The sequence below is a fragment of the Vreelandella sp. L-15 genome (genome assembly GCF_056857635.1).
This window is the reverse complement of record NZ_JBSXNN010000053.1, coordinates 83,897-103,955: the sequence shown is the minus strand read 5'-3', so window position 1 is coordinate 103,955 and position 20,059 is coordinate 83,897. Positions and strand designations below refer to the sequence as shown.

At 58.2% G+C, this 20,059-nt stretch carries 19 protein-coding genes; 4 read left to right on the top strand and 15 right to left on the bottom strand.

Translation table 11 applies throughout. The annotated features are described in order from the left end of the window. Nucleotides 1-12: 12 nt before the first annotated feature. Together acs and AC13CY_RS07375 are read right to left on the bottom strand one after the other, a co-directional pair. On the bottom strand, nt 13-1,962 hold the full coding sequence (gene acs / locus AC13CY_RS07380) for an acetate--CoA ligase (RefSeq protein WP_044628721.1): 1,950 nt from the start codon (nt 1,960-1,962) through the stop codon (nt 13-15). 169 nt (nt 1,963-2,131) lie between these two features. Further along, nucleotides 2,132-2,638 carry a SprT family zinc-dependent metalloprotease gene (locus AC13CY_RS07375; protein WP_228219249.1) on the bottom strand — a complete coding sequence of 169 codons (507 nt, stop codon included), beginning with the start codon at nt 2,636-2,638 and terminating at the stop codon, nt 2,132-2,134. A gap of 129 nt (nt 2,639-2,767) precedes the next feature. On the opposite strand from AC13CY_RS07375, the gene AC13CY_RS07370 reads away from it, so the two are divergent. Next, nucleotides 2,768-3,442 (top strand): YecA/YgfB family protein, encoded by a 675-nt coding sequence (locus tag AC13CY_RS07370; RefSeq protein ID WP_172514854.1) that lies wholly within the window; start codon nt 2,768-2,770, stop codon nt 3,440-3,442. A gap of 3 nt (nt 3,443-3,445) precedes the next feature. Here the strand turns inward: AC13CY_RS07370 and AC13CY_RS07365 are convergent, their stop codons facing one another. From AC13CY_RS07365 to ampD, 7 genes are all read right to left on the bottom strand, one after another. Next, complete coding sequence (locus tag AC13CY_RS07365) at nt 3,446-4,567, bottom strand: phospholipase D-like domain-containing protein (RefSeq protein WP_044628724.1); 1,122 nt, start codon at nt 4,565-4,567, stop codon at nt 3,446-3,448. 37 nt (nt 4,568-4,604) lie between these two features. After that, nucleotides 4,605-5,315, bottom strand: a complete 711-nt coding sequence (locus tag AC13CY_RS07360; protein WP_044628725.1) for a class I SAM-dependent methyltransferase — start codon at nt 5,313-5,315, stop codon at nt 4,605-4,607. Further along, nucleotides 5,312-6,013, bottom strand: a complete 702-nt coding sequence (gene tsaB / locus AC13CY_RS07355; protein ID WP_062362230.1) for a tRNA (adenosine(37)-N6)-threonylcarbamoyltransferase complex dimerization subunit type 1 TsaB — start codon at nt 6,011-6,013, stop codon at nt 5,312-5,314. Before tsaB ends, AC13CY_RS07360 begins: the two co-directional genes overlap by 4 nt. A 112-nt stretch (nt 6,014-6,125) precedes the next feature. Beyond that, the gene (gene adk / locus AC13CY_RS07350; RefSeq protein WP_044628727.1) at nt 6,126-6,779 is read right to left on the bottom strand and encodes an adenylate kinase; all 654 of its coding nucleotides are present in this window, start codon (nt 6,777-6,779) and stop codon (nt 6,126-6,128) included. A 265-nt stretch (nt 6,780-7,044) separates the two neighbouring features. Beyond that, nucleotides 7,045-9,057, bottom strand: coding sequence for a pyruvate dehydrogenase complex dihydrolipoyllysine-residue acetyltransferase (aceF, locus tag AC13CY_RS07345; RefSeq protein ID WP_172514857.1), 2,013 nt, complete (start codon nt 9,055-9,057; stop codon nt 7,045-7,047). Between the two features lie 58 nt (nt 9,058-9,115). Further along, nucleotides 9,116-11,788, bottom strand: coding sequence for a pyruvate dehydrogenase (acetyl-transferring), homodimeric type (gene aceE / locus AC13CY_RS07340; protein WP_074211527.1), 2,673 nt, complete (start codon nt 11,786-11,788; stop codon nt 9,116-9,118). Nucleotides 11,789-12,188: 400 nt separating this feature from the next. Further along, nucleotides 12,189-12,770, bottom strand: coding sequence for a 1,6-anhydro-N-acetylmuramyl-L-alanine amidase AmpD (ampD, locus tag AC13CY_RS07335; RefSeq protein ID WP_172514858.1), 582 nt, complete (start codon nt 12,768-12,770; stop codon nt 12,189-12,191). 82 nt (nt 12,771-12,852) lie between these two features. Between ampD and nadC the strand changes: the two genes are divergently transcribed. Further along, a complete protein-coding gene (gene nadC, locus AC13CY_RS07330; RefSeq protein ID WP_172514859.1) occupies nt 12,853-13,707 on the top strand; it encodes a carboxylating nicotinate-nucleotide diphosphorylase in 855 nt (284 codons plus the stop codon). A gap of 3 nt (nt 13,708-13,710) precedes the next feature. Here nadC and AC13CY_RS07325 read toward each other — a convergent pair whose 3' ends face one another. Continuing rightward, a complete protein-coding gene (locus tag AC13CY_RS07325; protein ID WP_074211524.1) occupies nt 13,711-14,241 on the bottom strand; it encodes a GNAT family N-acetyltransferase in 531 nt (176 codons plus the stop codon). Between the two features lie 146 nt (nt 14,242-14,387). Here AC13CY_RS07325 and tsaA point away from each other — a divergent pair, with 146 nt between their 5' ends. Then, entirely contained in the window at nt 14,388-15,140 is a 753-nt protein-coding gene (gene tsaA / locus AC13CY_RS07320) for a tRNA (N6-threonylcarbamoyladenosine(37)-N6)-methyltransferase TrmO (protein ID WP_062374845.1), read from the top strand. Here tsaA and purC read toward each other — a convergent pair. From purC to dapA, 3 genes are all read right to left on the bottom strand, one after another. Then, a complete protein-coding gene (gene purC / locus AC13CY_RS07315; protein WP_044628734.1) occupies nt 15,137-15,853 on the bottom strand; it encodes a phosphoribosylaminoimidazolesuccinocarboxamide synthase in 717 nt (238 codons plus the stop codon). The genes tsaA and purC overlap by 4 nt on opposite strands. Nucleotides 15,854-15,885: 32 nt before the next feature. After that, nucleotides 15,886-16,854 (bottom strand): outer membrane protein assembly factor BamC, encoded by a 969-nt coding sequence (locus tag AC13CY_RS07310; protein WP_074211523.1) that lies wholly within the window; start codon nt 16,852-16,854, stop codon nt 15,886-15,888. A gap of 81 nt (nt 16,855-16,935) precedes the next feature. Continuing rightward, entirely contained in the window at nt 16,936-17,820 is an 885-nt protein-coding gene (dapA, locus tag AC13CY_RS07305) for a 4-hydroxy-tetrahydrodipicolinate synthase (protein ID WP_044628736.1), read from the bottom strand. Between the two features lie 247 nt (nt 17,821-18,067). Here dapA and AC13CY_RS07300 point away from each other — a divergent pair, with 247 nt between their 5' ends. Next, nucleotides 18,068-18,541 (top strand): peroxiredoxin, encoded by a 474-nt coding sequence (locus AC13CY_RS07300; protein ID WP_172514860.1) that lies wholly within the window; start codon nt 18,068-18,070, stop codon nt 18,539-18,541. 48 nt (nt 18,542-18,589) lie between these two features. On the opposite strand, the gene AC13CY_RS07295 is transcribed toward AC13CY_RS07300, so the two are convergent. Both AC13CY_RS07295 and AC13CY_RS07290 read right to left on the bottom strand, forming a co-directional pair. Beyond that, complete coding sequence (locus AC13CY_RS07295; RefSeq protein WP_044628738.1) at nt 18,590-19,687, bottom strand: AI-2E family transporter; 1,098 nt, start codon at nt 19,685-19,687, stop codon at nt 18,590-18,592. Next, the gene (locus AC13CY_RS07290; RefSeq protein WP_044628739.1) at nt 19,684-19,962 is read right to left on the bottom strand and encodes a sulfurtransferase TusA family protein; all 279 of its coding nucleotides are present in this window, start codon (nt 19,960-19,962) and stop codon (nt 19,684-19,686) included. The genes AC13CY_RS07295 and AC13CY_RS07290 overlap by 4 nt, the downstream gene beginning before the upstream one ends. Between the last annotated feature and the right edge of the window lie 97 nt (nt 19,963-20,059).

The window sequence follows — 20,059 nt, the reverse complement described above, 5'->3', positions numbered from 1 at the left end:
GGGGTGCTTCCCTTACTGGTTGGCACGATGTTCGATCAGGTCATCGACCACCGACGGGTCTGCCAGCGTGCTGGTATCGCCCAGACCATCGCACTCGTTGGCGGCAATTTTGCGCAGAATGCGGCGCATAATTTTACCTGAACGCGTTTTCGGCAGCCCCGGCGCCCACTGGATAACATCCGGCGAGGCAATAGGGCCGATATCCTTACGCACCCACTGGGTCAACTCTTTCTTTAGCTCGTCCGTGGGATCGATACCGTCGTTCAGGGTCACGTAGATGTAGATGCCCTGGCCTTTGATATCGTGGGGGAAGCCCACTACAGCCGCTTCGGCCACGGCAGAGTGCGCCACCAGCGACGACTCGATCTCGGCGGTGCCCATGCGGTGGCCGGAGACGTTCAGCACGTCGTCCACCCGGCCGGTGACCCAGTAGTAGCCATCCTCATCACGACGGCAGCCGTCGCCCGTGAAGTACATGCCGTCGTAGGTAGAGAAATAGGTCTGAACGAAGCGCTCATGATCGCCCCAAATAGAGCGCGCCTGCCCCGGCCAGGAGTCCAGAATCACCAGGTTGCCCTCGGTGGCTCCTTCGAGTTGGTGGCCTTCGTTATCGACCAGGGCAGGTTTAACGCCGAAGAAAGGCGTCGTTGCTGAGCCCGGTTTCAGGTCGGTGGCCCCTGGCAGCGGCGCAATCATGATGCCGCCGGTTTCTGTCTGCCACCAAGTATCCACAATCGGACACTTCTCGTTGCCGATCACGCGGTAGAACCACTCCCACGCTTCGGGGTTAATCGGCTCACCCACCGAGCCCAGTAAGCGCAGCGAATCACGCTTGCTGGAATCCATCACGTTGTCGCCATGAGCCATCAGCGCACGCACGGCTGTGGGCGCGGTGTAGAGGATATTGACCTGATGCTTATCGACGATTTCACCCATGCGGCCGTGGGTCGGATAGCTCGGCACGCCTTCAAACATCAGCGTAGTGGCACCGTTCGCCAGCGGGCCGTAAACGATATAGCTATGCCCGGTCACCCAGCCCACATCTGCCGTACACCAGTAGATTTCGCCCTCTTGATAGTCGAACACGTACTGATGCGTCATGGCGGCGTAGGTCAGGTAACCACCGGTAGTGTGCTTCAAGCCTTTCGGCGCGCCGGTGGAGCCTGAGGTGTAGAGAATGAACAGCGGATCTTCCGCATTCATCGCCTCAGCTGGGCACTCGCTGGACTGTTTGTCGACCAGCTCGTCAAACCAGATATCGCGGCCTTCCTGCCAGTCGATCTCACCGCCGGTACGCTTCACAACCAGCACGTTTTTGCACACATCGGTGCCGTCACGCTTGAGCGCAGAGTCGACGTTCTCTTTCAGCGGCACATGCTTGCCACCGCGAACCGACTCATCGGCAGTGATCACCAGTTTGGAATCTGCGCCGATGACCCGCTGGGCCACAGCGTCTGGCGAGAAGCCGCCAAATACCACCGAGTGCACCGCACCGATACGGGCGCAGGCCAACATGGCCATGGCCGCTTCGGGAATCATCGGCATATACAGCGTTACTGTATCGCCTTTCTGAACACCCAGCGATTTCAAGCCGTTTGCTAGCTGATTGGTGCGCTCGTAAAGTTCGCGATAACTAATATGTTTGGATTCGTTGGGGTTATCGCCTTCCCAAATAATCGCCGTTTGGTCGCCGCGCTTCTCTAGGTGGCGATCTAAGCAGTTCGCCGCGACGTTAAGTTCGCCGTCTTCAAACCAGCGGATATCGACGTTATCTCGGGCGAACGAGGTGTTTTTGATTTTGCTGGGGGTTTTAATCCAGTCGAGGCGTTTTGCTTGCTCGCCCCAGAAACCTTCTGGGTCGTCCATGGACTGCTGATACATTGCCGCATATTTATCTTTATCGGCCCATGCCTTGGCAGCGATGCTATCGCGCACTGGATAGACGTTTTTATGCTCGCTCATGAAATTGCCTTTGTCCGTGAAGTTGCACTCTCTAGAAAATGGTGTCGGCCTTATTATTGACTACACCGACGCGCGTAATATTCACCTAGCATAAACCTGTCCTGAACGGCTTCCCCTTAGACATTGGTATTAGCGTTTTTTATTTTAAAAACAATGACTTAAAATAGCATCACAGGTTTTCAAATGCGCTGTAGACCAAGGTCTGATCACAATGGCGGCAACGATAACGACGCCCCTTTACCACTAAGGCATGACGTCTGGCGGTAAAATGATGGATCTGGCAGCCACACTCATACCGATAAGGACGCGGTTGGGAACGCTGAATATCAAAGCGGTGAGTCACCCGTGGCACCAAGCCAAACAGATTTCGCATCACCGACTGCCACTCGCGGCCGTGGGGCTTTAAGCGCGTGCCGTTGGCCAGATGAAAGACCAGCCAGTGGGCCATCTCGTGGGGAATCACTTCATCGAAGAAGGCCTGTCGATTGTCTTTCAACAGCACTGGGTTAAAGCGTAGTCCACCCCGCCCAAGATGCGCCTGCCCTGCTGAAGCACCTTTCAAATCAAACCATACCTTTGGGGCAGGCAGCGCTGGGTAGACTTCTCGGCAGCGTGCCAGGGCCTGCGCCACGCGCTCTTGAGCCGCCTGAAGCAGCGCGTCATGAGAACGCGACATGAGCTCATCGCGCGGCCAAGGGGGCAGTGGTGACGTCTTCATTAGTGATAAACTAGCCATTAGTAACGTTGCTCGATTGTGACGGATCGACAGCGGTTTTCAAAGATGACGTTGACCACGAGGCTCCCCATGGCAGAGCGCAATACCGTGACCGAAGCAAACTCGCCCGACAATGCCCCGCCTCAGCCGCTGCTTGATGATGAACAGCTCGACAGGCTGGATGATTTTCTCGATTCAGAGCAAGTGGGCGAAGATGCCCTCGATCTGATTTCAGCCCACGGCTTTCTCGTCGCCTTGGCGGTTGCCCCTAGCGAGCAGCCCACCGAGCAGTGGCTAGAGGAGCTATTCCAAGGCGAACCCAACTACCACGACGCCGCCGAGCGCGAAGAGATCATCCAGCTGCTGACGCTACTGCGCGACAACACCATGGCGGTACTGGAGCAAGGTGGCCTACCGGAGCTGCCCTTCGAGCTAACGCTGGATGGCCTGCCCGCCGAGGAAACCCCTATTGGCGACTGGTGTGCAGGCTTTATGGAGGGCGTATTCAGCGACGAGAGCGCCTGGTTCCAGGAAGACGAAGAGGCTGCGGCCACCCTGCTGCTGCCCTTCATGCTGCTCTCGGGTCTGTTTGACGACGAACCCGACATGGCCGAGATGGCCAGCGACCAGGCCAATCAGGAAGCGCTGGTGGCCCAGCTGCCCGAACTGGTGCTCGACCTGTACCTGCACTACCGCGTACCCCCCGAGACGCCCAAACCCAAGCCCCGCAAGAAAACCCCTGCCAAGGGCAAAAAGCGCAAGTAGCCGCTACTTGAGCCGCGTCACCAGGCCATCCAGCGCGCCATATACCCACTCCCGGGCGCGCTGCCACCAGGGCCGCGCGGCCCAGGCATGGGCATCCACCTCTTGGCTGGCGGCAAAGTTACGCTCGAAAAGCGCCTGCACTTCGCAGGCAAACGCCGAGTCCTCGATCTCCTGATTGGCCTCTAGGTTCCAGTGTAGGTTCCAGTGGTCAAAGTTACAGGAGCCGAGGCTAACCCACTCATCGGCCAGGACGAACTTGGCGTGTATAAAAGTCGGCTGGAACTCGAAAATACGCACGCCCGCTCTCAGCAGCCCTTGATAAAAACGCTGACCCGCATAGCGCACGCCGGGGTGGTCGTGCTTGGCACCGGGCAGTAGCAGACGAACGTCGACGCCTCGCTGGGCGGCTCGAATCAGGCGACGACGCAGCGCAAATGTCGGCACAAAATAGGGCGTACATAACCACAGTCGTTGGCGAGACTGGTGGACCCGCGCGTAGAGTGAGTGCCGAATGGCCTGGTAGCGATAGCCACGCCCCGAGATGACCCTGCCCCTGACACCCTCTTCCTGCGGCTCGGCTACCCGCGCCTCCGGCAGTGCCAGACGCGGCCCTTGCGGGGACGCATAGCGGGTCAGCCGCGAACACCACAAGCGACGAAACAGCGCCTCCCAGTCGGCCACCACGGGCCCTTCGACCCGGGCGGCGATTTCGTACCAGGCCTCCAGGAATTCATCCACCGCGCCAAACCCGCCCGTGAAGGCTACCTCGCCATCCACCACCACGATCTTGCGGTGGTCACGGCTAAGATTGCGTGCCAGCGAGTGGAAGCCAATCGGGTTGAACAGCTGCAAGGCCACGCCCGCTGCCTGCAAACGTTCACGGTCGCTTCGCTCCAACCCCATGGCGCCATAGCCATCTAGCAATAGATAGGTTTTCACCCCTCGCCGCGTTGCGGCTTCTAACGCGTCAATGACTTGGTTTGCGAGCTCGCCGGACTCCATCAAATAGAGCTCCACCAGCACGTAGTGCTGCGCCTGACTCACCGCCTCAAACATCGCCGGTAAAAAGCGCGATGCTTCCGGCAGCAGAATCACACGATTTCCTTCTCGCCACTCGTGCTGCATAGAGACTCCTTCTCTTGCTACGCTGCTTCATCCACGCTCAGCGGCTGAGTGAACGATGAACGTACAGATCGTAGCGGCTCGTTTTGCCTTCCAGCGTGTGCTGCGGCGCAGGCCCAGCAATGGGCGGCGCCTTACGCGGGCGTTTCACCACCACGCGGTGGGTTGCCACCTCCAGCGCCGCTGCTAATAAGCGCGGGGCATCGTCATCATCCCCGGCCAGCTCACGAAACACGCGCATCTCTTTTTTCACCAGCGCGGACTTTTCGCGATGGGGGAACATGGGGTCCAGATGAATGACCTGAGGCGCAAACTCAGCATCAGCGATGAGAGCTGCCAACTGTTCCGCGGCGTCGCCATGGCGAAGTGCCATTCGCCCGGCAATCAATGCCGTTTCATCTGCGCTAGCGGCACGTTCAAGGCCATCTTGCAGCAGCGCCGCAATGGCTTCGACCCGCTCAATCATTAGCACCTGCGCGCCTAGGCTTGCCAACACAAAGGCGTCGCGGCCAAGGCCTGCTGTGGCATCAACCACGCTCGGCGTGATGCCCTTGGTAAGCCCGCAGGCTTTGGCCACCAATTGCCCACGGCCGCCGCCGAACTGACGGCGGTGCGCGGCCTTGCCCGAGACAAAATCAACGCTGAGCGGCTTGCCGTACTGGCGCTCATCCCCCGCTAAGGCAAGCTGACCATTCACATACCCCAGGGTTAGTCCTGGCGGCAGGGCCACCTGTGGCACCGGCTGGCTCATGCCGGTTTTTTCCAGGCAACATTATTGCGCAAGTACACCGGCTGCGCTTCATGGGCTGCCCGGCCTAAGCCTGCGTCCAAGTCGCGCGCGGCCAGCCAGGCCATCTCCTCTGCGCGCGGTTCTAAGTCCGTGAGATGTTGCGACATACTGGCCTGCACGCCGACAGCAAACTCATCCCACAGGCTAAAGCCCGAGCCTACGCCCACCCAATCGGTCTCGTCGGCCGGCAAGCGGAATGCACCGGGCGCGATGACGACCTCGTCACTTTGTAAGCTTAGGGTATCGTTCAAGCAGTGCCAGGTGGCCGCATACACTTCGCCCATGCGCGCATCCAACGCGGTGACTACATGGCGAAAGTGATAACGCCGATGCGCTTGTAGCGCGAGCGCCTCCAAGGTCGAAATGCCGAGCAGCGGGCAGTCCAAGCCAAACGCCAGGCCTTGGGCAGCACCGGCCGCAATGCGCAGGCCGGTAAACGAACCGGGACCACGCCCGAACGCAATGGCGTTCAGCGCTTGAGGGGCAATGCCCGCATCAGCGAGCAGCTCATCCACCATCGGCATCAAGCGCTTGGTGTGCGCGCGTGGCGTCATTTCATAGCGCGCCAAACAGTCATGCTGACCGCTTGCTTGGCGGAGCAAAGCCGCAGAACAGGCGCTGGAGGAGGCATCCAGTGCCAGAAGGTATAACGACGACATAGCGGTATTGCACTCCGTAAAAATAGGCCTCTAGTATACCGTCACACGCCTGAAACGACGATGGCCCGCAGGAAGCCTGCGGGCCATCGTGACACGTGACGCTGCGGCGCGCTTAGCTCAGCGCTTCTTTCACCTGGCGCGTGATGTCCGCCACGCTGCCCACGCCTTCGACGCGGTGATACTGCGGCGCGGCGGCCGGGTCCTCTTTCGCCCACTGCTGGTAGTAGTCCACCAGCGGCGCGGTTTGTTCGTGGTAGACCGACAGGCGGTTACGCACCGTGGACTCTTGGTCGTCTTCACGCTGGATCAGCGCTTCACCGGTCACATCGTCTTTACCCGGTTCTTTGGGCGGATTGTGCTCGATGTGATACACGCGACCAGAGGCCGGGTGTACGCGGCGACCTGCCAAACGGCTGACGATCTCTTCATCCGGCACGGCGATTTCCAGTACGTGATCGAGTTTCACACCGCCCTCCTTCATGGCATCTGCCTGAGGAATGGTGCGCGGGAAGCCGTCAAACAGGAACCCATTCTCACAGTCGGGCTGGCTAATACGCTCTTTGACCAGGTCGATGATGATGTCATCCGACACCAGACCACCGCTGTTCATAATCTCTTTAACCTTCAGGCCCAGCTCAGTGCCGTCCTTGATAGCGGCGCGCAGCATATCCCCGGTGGAAATTTGGGGAATCTTGAACTGCTCACAAATAAACTGAGCCTGAGTCCCCTTCCCTGCGCCGGGGGCACCCAACAGGATTAAACGCATGGCACTGCTCCTTGAATGATCGTCTTGAATGGTAGTGATAGATGAAATCAATAAGCCGACAATAACCGTGCCGTTCAGGCGACACAACTCCCCAAAAGCCTGAGAGCACGATTATTTTGTGTTTTTTTGAGCAAAAACAGCAAAGTGGCCAGCGTTAGTACTTTGGTCACCCTGTTTGCGCCAAGCCACCGTTTACGCGGCTAAGCCGTTATAAACACAAGCGGCGCCCGAAAGGGCGCCGCTTGTGGCTTGCTCGTATGATCGCTTACAGCAGCAAGCGACGGATATCGGTGAGCACGTCTGCCAGGAAGGCGGTGAAGCGCGCTGCATCCGCACCGTTGATCGCGCGGTGATCGTAGGAGAGCGACAGCGGCATCATCAAGCGCGGCTGGAAAGCACTGCCATCCCATACCGGCTTCATCTGCGCTTTCGACACACCCAAGATCGCGACCTCAGGGGCGTTGACGATCGGCGTAAAGGCCGTGCCACCAATCGAACCCAGGCTCGAAATGGTGAAGCAGCCACCGGTCATCTCTTCCCGCTTGAGCTTCTTGGTTTGCGCTTTCTTGCCCAGCTCCGCCATCTCCTTGGCAATCTCAATCAAGGACTTCTTATCAGCGTCGCGCAGCACGGGCACCATCAGACCGTCCGGCGTATCCACCGCGATACCGATATGGACGTACTTCTTCCACACCAGCGTATCGCCGTCGCCTTTCAAGCTGACGTTGAACTGCGGGAACTTGCGCAGTGCAAAGGCACACGCCTTGACCAGGAAGGGCAGCGGCGTGAGCTTGGCTCCCTGGGCTTCGGCTTCGGCCTTCATGGCTTTACGGAAGTTCTCAAGCTCGGTGATGTCCGCTTCGTCGAACTGGGTCACGTGGGGCACGTTGAGCCAGCTGCGATGCAGGTTGGTTGCGCCCATCTTGAGCAGGCGCCCCATCGGCTTCTCTTCCACGTCACCAAACTGGCTGAAGTCGACTTCCGGCACGGCGGGGATACCTGCACCACCGCTGGCAGCAGGAGCGGCTGCCTGGGCTTTGCCCTGGTTCGCAATGGCTTGCTTAACGTACGCTTGTACGTCCTCTTTCAGCACGCGGTCTTTCGGGCCGCTGGGCTTCACGAGGCCAAGGTCGACGCCTAGCTCACGGGCCAGCATGCGTACTGCGGGTCCTGCGTGAACCAGCTTGCCGTCACGCGGCTTATGCGCGGCCATTTGCGCTTCGGGGCTGGGAGAACCCGCCGGAGAAGCCTGCTTGGCGCTGGGTGCGCTCTGCGGCTTGCTATCCGCCTTTTCAGGAGCCGCTTTTTTGGGTGCGGCTTTCTTGGCACCCGCGACTTCCATATAGCCGATCACGTCACCTTCGGAGACCGTATCACCCTCTTTGACGGTGAGCTCCAGAATCTTGCCCTTGAAGGGGCTCGGCACGTCCATGGAGGCTTTATCAGACTCCAGAGTGATCAGCGGGTCTTCGATGTCAACTTCATCGCCAGCGGCAACACCAATTTCGATAATCGGCACGTCAGAAGAGCCTGACAGATCCGGCACGCGAATCTCTTTGCGTTCGGGCTCGCCGCTGCCGCCCTCTTCTTCGGCCGCATCGTCTTCGGCGTCGGCAGATTGGTTAGCGGAGGCAGACTCGTCAGCCTGCTCAGGCGCGTCCGCGTCGTCGGTATCGTCACCTTCGCCCGCGATCTCCATCTGGCCAATCACGTCACCTTCGGAAACGGTGTCGCCCTCTTTCACCGTTAGCGACACGATCTTACCGCTGTGCGGGCTAGGCACGTCCATGGAAGCCTTGTCAGACTCCAGGGTGATCAACGGGTCTTCAGCGTTGACGTCATCGCCTTCGCTCACGGCGACTTCGATGATCTCGACGTTATCGGAGCCGCCAAGGTCAGGCACCTTGATGTCGACGGTCTGCTTGCCACCGCTGGCTTTCTTCGGCGCAGGGGCCGCTTCTGGCTGCTTGGCGGGCGCGTCGGCTTCGGGCTGACGGTCTTCTGCGGCGGCTTCTGGCTCGGCATCGCTCTCACCGCCACCTTCCACTTCCAGCTCAACGATATCGTCGCCTTCGGAGACTTTATCGCCCTCTTTCACCAACACTTTGACCACCTTGCCGCCTTTCGGGGCCGGTACATCCATGCTGGCTTTGTCGGATTCCAGAGTGATCAGGGTGTCTTCCGCTTCGATGACGTCGCCTTCTGACACCGCAATCTCGATGATTTCGACATCGGTATCCCCACCGATGTCGGGAACTTTGATGATTTCGCTACTCAAGGTCGCGCTCCTTCCAAATCGGATCGAGCCGGCGGACATCTGTCCGCCGGGCAGCGGTTTAGCTGGTCAGCGGGTTCGGCTTGTTGGCATCGATGCCATATTTCTTCAGCGCTTCGCCAACCTGCTTGCGATCAAGCTCACCACGGTCGGCCAGCGCACGCAGCGCAGCAACGGTGACGAAGTAGCGGTCTACTTCGAAGAAGTAGCGCAGCTTCTCGCGGGTATCAGAACGACCAAAGCCGTCGGTACCCAACACGGTGTAATCACTGGGCACCCAAGCACGTACTTGATCCGCGTAGAGCTTCATGTAGTCGGTAGACGCAATCACCGGACCATCACGACCTTCCAGGCACTTGGTAACGTGGGGCTTGTTGGCCTCGGCATCCGGGTTGAGGAACGCTTCACGCTCCAGCAGCAGCGCTTCACGACGCAGCTCGTTGAAGCTGGTCACGCTCCAGATGTCCGCCCCGATGCCCCAGTCGTTGGCCAGCAGCTCAGCGGCAGCTTCCACTTCACGCAGAATGGTGCCGGAACCCAGCAGCTGAACGCGCCCTTTGTCACCCTTCGTCTCTTTAAGCAGGTACATGCCCTTGACGATGTCGTCGGCCGGTACGTTCTCAAGCTCAGGGTGCTCGTAGTTCTCGTTCATTACGGTCAGGTAGTAGAAGCAGTTCTCTTGATCCGTGAACATGCGCTTCAGACCGTCTTGCACGATAACCGCCACTTCGTGCGCATAGGTGGGGTCGTAGCTGCGGCAGTTGGGGATGGTGGAGGCCTGAATCAGGCTGTGGCCATCCTGGTGCTGCAGGCCTTCACCGTTGAGCGTGGTACGCCCGGCGGTGCCGCCAACCATAAAGCCACGCGCCTGCAGGTCGCCTGCGGCCCAGGCCAAATCACCAATACGCTGGAAGCCGAACATCGAGTAGTAGATGTAGAACGGCAGCAGGGTGACGTTGTTGTTGCTGTAGGAAGTCGCGGCGGCGATCCACGCCGACATCGCGCCTGCCTCTGTAATGCCTTCCTCGAGTACCTGACCTTTCTGGTCCTCGCGGTAGTACATGATCTGGCCTTTATCGACCGGCTCGTACTTCTGACCTTCGGCAGTGTAGATACCCAGCTGGCGGAACATGCCTTCCATACCGAAGGTACGGGCCTCATCGGGGACAATCGGCACAACCTGCTTGCCCAGCTGCTTGTCTTTCACCAGGCCGTTCAGGATACGCACGAAGGCCATGGTGGTTGAGATTTCGCGGCCTTTAGAACCGCCCATCTGAGAAGCAAACGTCTTGTCTTCCAGGCTGGGGATTTCCAGCGCTTCGAAATCGCTGCGGCGGCTCGGCAGGTAGCCGTTGAGACGCTCGCGCTGCAGGTGCATGTACTTGAGCTCGGGAGAGTCCTCTTCCGGCTTGTAGTACGGCACGTCTTTGAGCTGCTCGTCGGTGAGCGGAATGCCGAAGCGGTCGCGGAATTTCTTCAGCGCTTCGTACTCCATGCTCTTGACCTGGTGGGCTTCGTTGGCGGCTTCGCCATCGCCGCTGCCCATGCCGTACCCTTTGACGGTGTGCGCCAGGATGACCGTGGGCTTGCCGTTGGTGGTGTTGACCGCTTCGTGGTAAGCCGCGTAGACCTTGAACGGGTCGTGGCCACCCCGGTTGAGCTTCCAGATATCCTCGTCGGAGAGGTCTTTGACCATCGCTTCGGTTTCTGGGTACTTACCAAAGAAGTGCTCACGGGTGTAAGCACCGCCGTTCGCCTTGTAGTTCTGGTACTCGCCGTCGACCGCCTCGTCCATGCGCTTCTGAAGGATGCCTTTCTTATCCTTCTCGAACAGCGGATCCCAGAGACGACCCCAAACGACCTTGATCACGTTCCAACCGGCACCGCGGAAGACGCCTTCAAACTCGTCCATAACGCGGGAGTTGCCGCGTACTGGGCCGTCCAGGCGCTGCAGGTTACAGTTGATCACGAAGATCAGGTTATCGAGGTTCTCACGGCCCGCCAGGGAGATCGCGCCTAGGGATTCCGGCTCGTCACACTCGCCATCGCCCATGAAGCACCAGATCTTGCGGTCGTGCATGTCTTTCAGCTCACGGTGATGCAGGTACTTCATCACGTGGGCTTGGTAGATAGCCTGAATCGGGCCAAGCCCCATGGAGACCGTGGGGAACTGCCAGTAGTCCGGCATCAGCCACGGGTGCGGGTAGGAAGAGAGGCCATCGCCGTCGACTTCACGACGGAACTTGTCCATCTGCTCTTCGGTCAGGCGGCCTTCCAGGAAGGAGCGCGCATAGATACCCGGTGCCACGTGGCCCTGAATGTAAATCAGGTCGCCTTCAAAGTCGCCTTTGGGGGCGCGGAAGAAGTGGTTGAAGCCCACGTCGTACAGCGTGGCGGACGACATGAAGCTTGCAATGTGGCCCCCCAGGCCCGGGTTGGCCCGGTTGTTACGAATCACCTGGGCAATCGCGTTGTAGCGAATCAGGGAGCGAATGCGACGCTCCATGAACAGGTCGCCCGGCATGGGCGCTTCGCGATGAACCGGGATCGTATTACGGTGGGGGGTTGTCACCGAGAAGGGCACCTTCATCCCGTCCCGGCGCAGGCGATCCGCCAGGCGGGTCATCAGGTAGCGGGCACGATCTTCGCCCTCACGATCCAGTACCGATTCCAGGGATTCCAGCCACTCCGTGGTTTCGACCGGATCGAGATCTTCTCTTGTCTCCAGACTCATAGAGGTCTCTCCGAATGACGATAAATGACAATGAGCCCCGCCAACCCTTCGGGCCTGGGGCGGCTGCAGTGTTTGGCCACCACAGGCCTGTGAATAGCCGACGCGATGCATCGAGCAGGGGATTTTCACCCTACATTCAATGAGCTACGCTTTCATGAATGTAGTTAAGCTACAGGTATTTGGTAAAAATTAGCCTTTTGTATATGCGAAGATACCGCAAAGTCGCCACGCTGCCAATTCCGGCACGCCGCAAAAAGCCATCGAAAACAAACTATTGCACTGCAACATAAGCGCTTTATAAGACCTTTGTCGCTGCGACTAACACCTTCTGAATGTAGTTAAACTACCGTTTTATTACCTGCCTCAAGAACCACTTAACGCTACTTTTTAACCCACGCTTTTATTGTTTAAAGGCCGCCTGTGACAATCGCTGGCGGAAATACGCCCAATCGAAGGCGGGCCCTGGATCGGTTTTACGCAGCGGCGCTACTTTGGCATGGCTGGTGATTCGCTGTGGCGTCAAAGCCGGGTAGCGAGCCATCAGCCACCCCACCGCGTCGACGAGGGAAGTGTACTGCGCTTTGGTAAAGGGAGTGCAATCATCGCCCTCAAGTTCGATGCCCACAGAAAAATCATTGAGCTTTGATCGCCATGCGTTCAGCGCGGAGTCCCACCAGTAGGAGCGACCAGCATGCCAGGCTCGCTGATCGCTATCGACAAACTGAATGCACTCGCCGTCCCGGCGAATCAGCAGATGCGCCGAGACCCGCAAATGGTCAATCTCAGCAAAAAAAGGGTGCTCGTTTGGGTCTAAGCGATTGGTAAACAGCGCTTCTATAGCATCGCCCGAGAACTGCCCAGGCGGCAGGCTAATGGCGTGCAAGAGCAGCAGCGATACCTCGCCGTGAGGGCGTGCATCCTGGTTAGGCGACGCTACCTGCCGTGCCCTGGACCACTGCCCTGCCCTGTTTTCTTGGTTCATGATCGCACACGCTCCTCTACGTTAGCGTTCTGTTTCACTATAATGCCCGTCATCGAAGACGACGCCCAGAGACCCCACCGCTATGGATTATCAAACTGCTCTTGCTGAAGAGATTCGCGCCTGTGCTGCCCGCCTGTTAGCGGAAGACGTTGGTACGGGAGATATCACGGCTCAGCTGATTCCTGAGAACCAGTGGGCAACCGCTAAGGTGATTACCCGTGAACCTGCCGTGCTGTGTGGCGTTGCCTGGGTGGATGAGATTTTTCGTCGCCTGGATGGTCGCGTTACCCTACGCTGGCAGGCAGCCGACGGCGACCGCCTGGAGGCAGACCAGTGCTTTCTAGAGCTGGAAGGCCCAGCCCGCAGCCTGCTGACGGGGGAGCGAGCAGCGCTTAACATGCTGCAAACGCTGTCGGCCACTGCCACTGCCACGCGTCGCTATGTAGACCTGATCGAAGGCACCGGCGTACGCCTGCTGGACACCCGCAAAACGCTACCGGGGCTACGCTTGGCACAAAAGTACGCAGTCACCTGTGGCGGTGGCCATAATCACCGCCTGGGCCTGTGGGATGCCTTCTTGATCAAGGAGAATCACATCGCGGCCTGTGGTGGCATTCAGGCCGCCGTGGCGCAGGCCCGCAAACTAGCCAGCGACCTGCCGGTAGAAGTGGAAATCGAAACCTTCGAGGAGTTGGACCAAGCGCTGGCGGCAGGTGCCGACATCGTTATGCTGGATAACTTCGCCATTGAAGATCTCCACGTAGCGGTAGAAATCAACGGCGGCCGTGCCACGCTGGAAGCCTCTGGCAACGTAGATAACTCTACGCTGAGAGCGATTGCCGACACGGGGGTCGATTGCATCTCCAGCGGCGCGCTGACGAAAGACGTCAAATCCATTGACCTGTCGATGCGGATCACTCAAACCTTTAACGTTTAGTCGTTAGGTTTCTACGGCGCTGAGCTGTTTCACCAGCCGGTAGCGTTGAAGCATTTCACCACTGCGTTCCACCCACTGCTCGCCGAGGTTATCGAACCCTCGGCGCAGCAGGCGCTCATAAAGCACCAAGCTTGCTTCAATCTCCACCTGAGACACGCCATGTTCCAGCAGAATACGCTCGGCATGGATCAGCAGCGTGGTGCCGATGCCACGGCCTGTTAACGAAGGCCACACGTAGAGCGTTTCAATACGCCCGGCGCTGATATTCAGCTCCAAAAAGCCGACGCAGCGGCCATCGCAGGCGGCGACCAGCGTGGTGTAGAGTGCTTGGCGCGCCGCCCAGGCGCTCGCCTCGCGGGGTAGCGCATTGGCCCAGGCGCGGCGCTCATCCAACCCGTAATGGGTGGCCGCCCCCTGCATGACGGCATGGTAAAATACTTCCGCCTGATCAGCGGCATCCTTGGCTAATGCCGCGCGATAGGTAACGCGGGCGGTGGGCGCAGGGGATGGTGCGCGTTCGTTCGTTTTCAACATGCTTCGCCTCAATGCGATTTAGCGGCTGGCAACGGACAACTCACTGTCTGCCGCCAGTTGGCTATTTTATACTCATCGCTACATTACTAAATACCCACGACTTCGTTGACCACGTTGGCACCGACCAACCTTCAAAAGGCAGTGCTATGCACGATCGTTCAGATAGCGCGTCATTTGCGCTGACGCCCATTGGTCATATCATCAGCGACTATCCGGATAAATTCGGCGTCCCCCGCCAGCCTGGGTTAGCGCCAGCGGCCAATGCACGTCTAGTACTCACAGCGCCGTTTGATGATCCTCTCACCGTACGGGGCTTGGAAGACTTTAGCCACCTATGGATATCATTCATCTTTCATCAAAGCCCAACCCGGTGGACGCCCTTAGTGCGCCCGCCGCGCCTGGGTGGCAACCGTAAAGTCGGCGTCTTTGCCAGCCGCAGCACCCATCGCCCTAACCGGTTGGGGCTTTCGCTGATTGAGCTATCGCACATTGATACTCAGCAAGGGGTGAGTTTGCACTTGGCAGGCTGTGACTTGGTCAGCGGCACGCCAGTGGTCGATATTAAACCCTACCTGCCCTGGGCCGAAGCGAAGCCCGAGGCGCGGGCGGGATTTGCCCCCAGCGCCCCGTCACTGCTGCCCGTGAGCTTTAGCCAGGCCGCCCAGGCCAGCCTTGCCGCCCGCGCCGACGGAGCGTCGCTCTACGCGCTAATTGAGCAGGTGTTAGGCCAAGACCCACGCCCGGCTTACCAGCGTGAGGAGCAGAGTGGGCGCATTTATGGGGTACGACTGCGGGATATAGATGTGAAATTCCAAGCGGTAAAAGAAACACCCCTTGAAAACGACGCCACCACCCTGAAGGTGGTGGCGATCGATACGCTGACTAACGAAACACGTTAGGCGGGAAAGGTAATCCCTAGACGACGGCCGACTTCTTCGTAGGCTTCAATGACGCCACCCAACCCCTGACGGAAGCGGTCCTTATCCAGCTTCTCGCGGGTGTTGGCATCCCATAAACGGCAGCCATCCGGGGAGAACTCATCACCCAGTACCACCTCGCCTTTGAACACACCGAACTCCAGCTTGTAATCCACCAGCAGCATATCGCCTTCGGCAAACAGCTGTTTGAGGATGTGATTCACCTTAAAAGTTAACGTCTTCATTTTGGCGAGCTGCTCGGGTGTTGCCCAGCCAAAGGTCTCCGCCAGCGACTCATTGATCATTGGGTCGCCCTTCTCATCGTTCTTTAAGAACAGCTCAAAGGTCGGCGGGTTAAGGGCAATCCCCTCTTCCACGCCCAGTCGCTTCACCAAACCACCTGCGGCAATGTTGCGCACCACGCACTCGACCGGAATCATCTGCATTTTTTTGACCAGACTTTCGTTGTCGGAAAGCTGCTTCTCAAAATGCGTCGGGATACCGCCCTCTTCTAAACGCTCCATGATGAAAGCGTTAAAAATGTTGTTCACCATCCCCTTACGGGCCAGCGCCTCTTTCTTTTTACCATCGAAAGCGCTGGTGTCATCACGAAATTGCAGTACCAGCAGGTCAGGATCGTCAGTGGTGTAGACAGATTTTGCCTTGCCGGCATAGAGTTCTTGGCGCTTTTCCATGGAGGCTCCGTGAGAAAGTGAGAGTCAAAGGGTTAACGTAAGTAGCCGGAGACGCGCTCAAGCAACTCGCGCTGATCATCAGCGCTAAAACTACGCTCGCTGGCGTTGATAGCCCGCAGCACGGTCTGGTCACCGTTGGGCTCAAGCGCTAGTCGAATCTGCTTAACATCAGGGCCAAAGACGATCTGCAGCGGGTTGCGCCCACGCTCAGTTTCCGTCATGTACTCCACCAAGAACTCATAGTCATCGGCGGAGGTCGCGAGCAGATTACGCTGCCCCTCTTGGGTGAAATCAAGAGAGAGGTAGTGGTTCAGCTCCGCCCAAACGCGGTCGATGGGTTGCGGAATCAGCACTTCCCACTCATCGCCCTGTTGACGCAGTTGCAGCGTTTGCTCGCTAGCCAAGCGCTGAGCGGTCCAGGAAGAGGAGCTAGCCGTTGCGCTACGCGCGCCCAGGTACTGCTCTAGTGCCGTTAAGCAGCTCTCAGCACTTTGCCCACTCTGGTCACAGCGCACTTCGCTGCTACCAGCGCGCAGGGCACTCTGCAGGCTTAGTGTGGCTTGCGGGGTCACGATCACGCCTTGGGTGGCGCTGCTCTCTTGAACAGGAAGCTGGCGGCTGCGTACAAACGCTTCCAGTTGTGGCCAAACGGTACCAGGGTCGGCGGCCACTACTAACCAACTTTGATCGCCCACCTGACGGCGCTCAACGTACTCAGGCTCTAATCCACCACCAATGGCCAACGGCTGCGGCGGTTCAATCTCTGCCGGTTCGTCAAGCTGTGAGCCCTGCAACGCTATCTGGGGAACGGGCATGGCATCTTGGTAACGCTGCGTATTACGGGTTTCAGGCAGCACGAGGGGCGGCGCAGGAGCCGCTTCGGTGTAGTCCAAGTTGCGGTCGTGGTAATAACCATCGCGCGCGCAACCTGCCAGTGTGACAGCAGCTGCGAGTGCCAGCGGTATCCATTTAAGCGCACGTTGTTCAAGCACAGAGCTCATCAAGCCACCTTAACAGTCAACAGGTCAGTTACCCGGAAGGCCATGCCATCACCGGGTAGCAAAAGGGTTTCGAGCGCCGGGTTACTCCTCTACGACGCCCGCCAGCTGCAGTGCTTCGCTTACCGTGCCGTGGTACTTCTCCGACAGCCACGTCAGCGGCAGACGAATACCTGCTTCCATGTAACCCATGCGGTGCAGCGCCCACTTTACGGGAATGGGATTAGATTCAATGCCTAGGTTAGTGTGCAGCGGCATCAAGCGCGTATTAATTTGGTGAGCCTTGTCGGCATCGCCAGCCACAGCAGCCGCGCACAGGTCATGCATGGCTTTGGGGGCAACGTTCGCGGTCACGGAGATATCACCATGCCCACCCATTAGCATGAAATCGCAGGCCGTTGCGTCATCACCCGAGTAGAGCATGAAATCGCTGCCTTTCAGGCGTGAGATTAGATCCTCAGCGCGCTCAAGGTTCCCGGTGGCATCTTTCAGGCCGATAATGTTGTTCACTTCCGCTAAGCGCACCACCGTCTCGTTGTAGAGATCGGAGCAAGTGCGGCCAGGAACGTTGTACATAATGACCGGAAGTTTGCTACCTTCAGCGACCGCTTTAAAGTGCTGGTACAGGCCTTCCTGGGTAGGCTTATTGTAGTAGGGGCAGACGGATAGGCAGTAGTCCGCGCCCACTTCACTGGCGTAGCGCGCCAGCTCAACGGCTTCCGAGGTAGCGTTCGCCCCGGTACCGGCAATGACAGGAATGCGACCATTGACTTCTTCAACCACGCTGCGGATCACATCAAAGTGCTCAGCAAAGGACATGGTCGTGGGTTCACCCGTGGTGCCCGCAGCGACGATGGCATCAGTGCCATTATCGAGGTGGAAGTTCACCAGACGACGAAGCGCCTCCCAGTCGATGTCGCCATTGACTTTCATCGGCGTCGCCAGGGCGACAATGCTGCCTGTGATCATCCGTATTTTCCTCACCTGCAAAAAGTTGAAATCAAGCTGCCACGTAGGGTGCAATGACGTACATTGAGTTAAGACGCGGCGTTGATACTTTGAAGGAGCGCGATCACCCCTGCCCACAAACAGCAAATGGTACTCAGGCGATTCGAGCCTGTACAGCGTAAAGCGCTGCGAGTTTACTTAACGCTTTGACAGCAGCGCAGCGCTTGCGTGTAATTTTCTATGAAAGTCACCCCCATAAGGAGCCTTTATGGCGATTGAACTCGGCCAGCCCGTCCCTGATTTTTCCGCCCCAGCCACCGGCGACACCACCATCACGCTGTCGGAACTGCGTGGCAAGCAGGTAGTCATCTACTTCTATCCGAAAGCCAGCACGCCAGGCTGCACCACCGAGGGCGGCGACTTCCGTGATCGCAAAACTGCCTTCGATGCTGCCAACACCGTGGTCATCGGTGTCTCCCGGGACGGTCTGCGCGCCCAGGAAAACTTCAAAGCCAAGCAGGATTTCAACTTTGCGCTGATTTCCGACAAAGACGAAACCGTTTGTCAGCTGTTTGATGTGATCAAACTCAAGAAAATGTACGGCAAAGAGCACCTGGGCATCGAGCGTAGCACCTTCTTGATCGACCAGGATGGCAAGCTTGCCCAAGAGTGGCGCGGCGTTAAAGTTCCTGGCCACGTAGATGAGGTACTAAGCGCGGCGCAGGCACTGAATAGCCAGTAATAATGCACCGCTGGCTGTGCCCATATCGGGGCACAGCCATGCTCACGGCTAATCCTGCTTCAGCGGTGGCACCTGCGATGTTTGTCGGCCTTCAAGCCCTCTTGGCCATGCATACACCAGCGCTTTCAGCAGCGTGGCAAGCGGGATGGCAAAAAACACCCCCCAGAACCCCCAAATACCGCCAAAGAACAGCACCGCCACGATAATCGAGACCGGGTGGATATTGTTGGTTTCTGAGAACAGTACAGGGGCCAGTACGTTGCCATCCAGCGCCTGCAGCACGCCGTAGGCCACTAAAACGTAGACAAACTGCTCGCTAATACCGAAATGGAAGCCCGCTACCGCCGCCACGGGGATGGTTGCCACCGCCGCGCCAATGTAGGGCACCAATACGGAAAAACCGACCAGCACGGCCAGTAGCGCCGTATAGGGCAAGCCAAAAAAGGCAAAGGTGATATACGCCACCGTGCCGACGATGACGATCTCAATGGACTTACCGCGGATATAGTTGGCGATTTGGCGATCCATTTCATGCCAGATGCGCGTCAGCAGCGTACGCTTCTGCGGCAGCAGCGAGAGCGTAAAGCCCACCAGCGCCTCACGATCTTTCAGCATAAAAAAGACCAAAATCGGCACTAACACCAAATAGATGATCAACGACATGACATTGCCAAGCGAGGTCAACGAGAGCGTCAAGGCGCGCTGACCTAGCTGGCTAATTTCCCGCCCGGCGACGCCAATCCAGCTCTGCATCTGATCAGGCGTCACGATATTAGGGAAGCGCTCCTGCAACTGATCTAGCCAGCCCTGGCCGCTGGCAAACATGCGCGGCGTCTCTTGAACGAGCCCGACCAGCTGATTCCAGATCAGCGGCATCAAGATAAACGCTAGCGTGAGCAGCACGCTGACAAATGCCAAAAACACCATAATGACAGCCAGCAAATGCGGCACTCGACGTCGCGTGAGCGCGCTAACCACGCCTTGCAGTAAAAACGCCAGCACCAACGCGGTAAAGAACGGTGCCAACATGCGGCCAAACCAAATAATGGCGGCAAACCCTGCCACCAGCACCACCAGAAGAATTAACGCCTCTTCGTCTGAAAAGTAGCGCTCTACCCAACTTTTCAGAATACTGCGCATGGTCATGAGTGGGTGTTCCCTGCTTTACGAATCCAAAATACATACACGTCGCCGCGCTGCACCCGCGCTTCCATCACATGGTCGCTTAGCTCAGTAAATGCCGCCATATCCCGCCACGAGCCCGCATCGGTCGCACTTACTTCCAGCAGTTGGCCTGGCGCAAGGCCTGCCAGTGCCTGCTTCGCCTTTAGCAGCGGTAGCGGGCAGTGCAATCCGGTGGCGTCCAACACTTGATCGGGCTTAAGCCCTTCGGCTAACCCTGACGCTGTTTGCTCAGACATACTCTCCCCCAAAGGCAGCTTCCATGATGCTAAATCGTTCAATGGCTACATAACCATCGCATTGTTGCATAAACTGTTTTTTTGCGATGCCCACTGC

Coding starts and splice junctions, on each gene's coding strand:
- AC13CY_RS07295 (WP_044628738.1), bottom strand. CDS start 19,687: ATGACCATGCGCAGTATTCTGAAAAGTTGGGTAGAGCGCTACTTTTCA.
- AC13CY_RS07290 (WP_044628739.1), bottom strand. CDS start 19,962: ATGTCTGAGCAAACAGCGTCAGGGTTAGCCGAAGGGCTTAAGCCCGAT.
- tsaA (WP_062374845.1), top strand. CDS start 14,388: ATGCACGATCGTTCAGATAGCGCGTCATTTGCGCTGACGCCCATTGGT.
- AC13CY_RS07300 (WP_172514860.1), top strand. CDS start 18,068: ATGGCGATTGAACTCGGCCAGCCCGTCCCTGATTTTTCCGCCCCAGCC.
- aceE (WP_074211527.1), bottom strand. CDS start 11,788: ATGAGTCTGGAGACAAGAGAAGATCTCGATCCGGTCGAAACCACGGAG.
- adk (WP_044628727.1), bottom strand. CDS start 6,779: ATGCGTTTAATCCTGTTGGGTGCCCCCGGCGCAGGGAAGGGGACTCAG.
- ampD (WP_172514858.1), bottom strand. CDS start 12,770: ATGAACCAAGAAAACAGGGCAGGGCAGTGGTCCAGGGCACGGCAGGTA.
- AC13CY_RS07365 (WP_044628724.1), bottom strand. CDS start 4,567: ATGCAGCACGAGTGGCGAGAAGGAAATCGTGTGATTCTGCTGCCGGAA.
- purC (WP_044628734.1), bottom strand. CDS start 15,853: ATGGAAAAGCGCCAAGAACTCTATGCCGGCAAGGCAAAATCTGTCTAC.
- dapA (WP_044628736.1), bottom strand. CDS start 17,820: ATGATCACAGGCAGCATTGTCGCCCTGGCGACGCCGATGAAAGTCAAT.
- AC13CY_RS07325 (WP_074211524.1), bottom strand. CDS start 14,241: ATGTTGAAAACGAACGAACGCGCACCATCCCCTGCGCCCACCGCCCGC.
- AC13CY_RS07310 (WP_074211523.1), bottom strand. CDS start 16,854: ATGAGCTCTGTGCTTGAACAACGTGCGCTTAAATGGATACCGCTGGCA.
- AC13CY_RS07360 (WP_044628725.1), bottom strand. CDS start 5,315: ATGAGCCAGCCGGTGCCACAGGTGGCCCTGCCGCCAGGACTAACCCTG.
- AC13CY_RS07370 (WP_172514854.1), top strand. CDS start 2,768: ATGGCAGAGCGCAATACCGTGACCGAAGCAAACTCGCCCGACAATGCC.
- acs (WP_044628721.1), bottom strand. CDS start 1,962: ATGAGCGAGCATAAAAACGTCTATCCAGTGCGCGATAGCATCGCTGCC.
- nadC (WP_172514859.1), top strand. CDS start 12,853: ATGGATTATCAAACTGCTCTTGCTGAAGAGATTCGCGCCTGTGCTGCC.
- tsaB (WP_062362230.1), bottom strand. CDS start 6,013: ATGTCGTCGTTATACCTTCTGGCACTGGATGCCTCCTCCAGCGCCTGT.
- AC13CY_RS07375 (WP_228219249.1), bottom strand. CDS start 2,638: ATGTCGCGTTCTCATGACGCGCTGCTTCAGGCGGCTCAAGAGCGCGTG.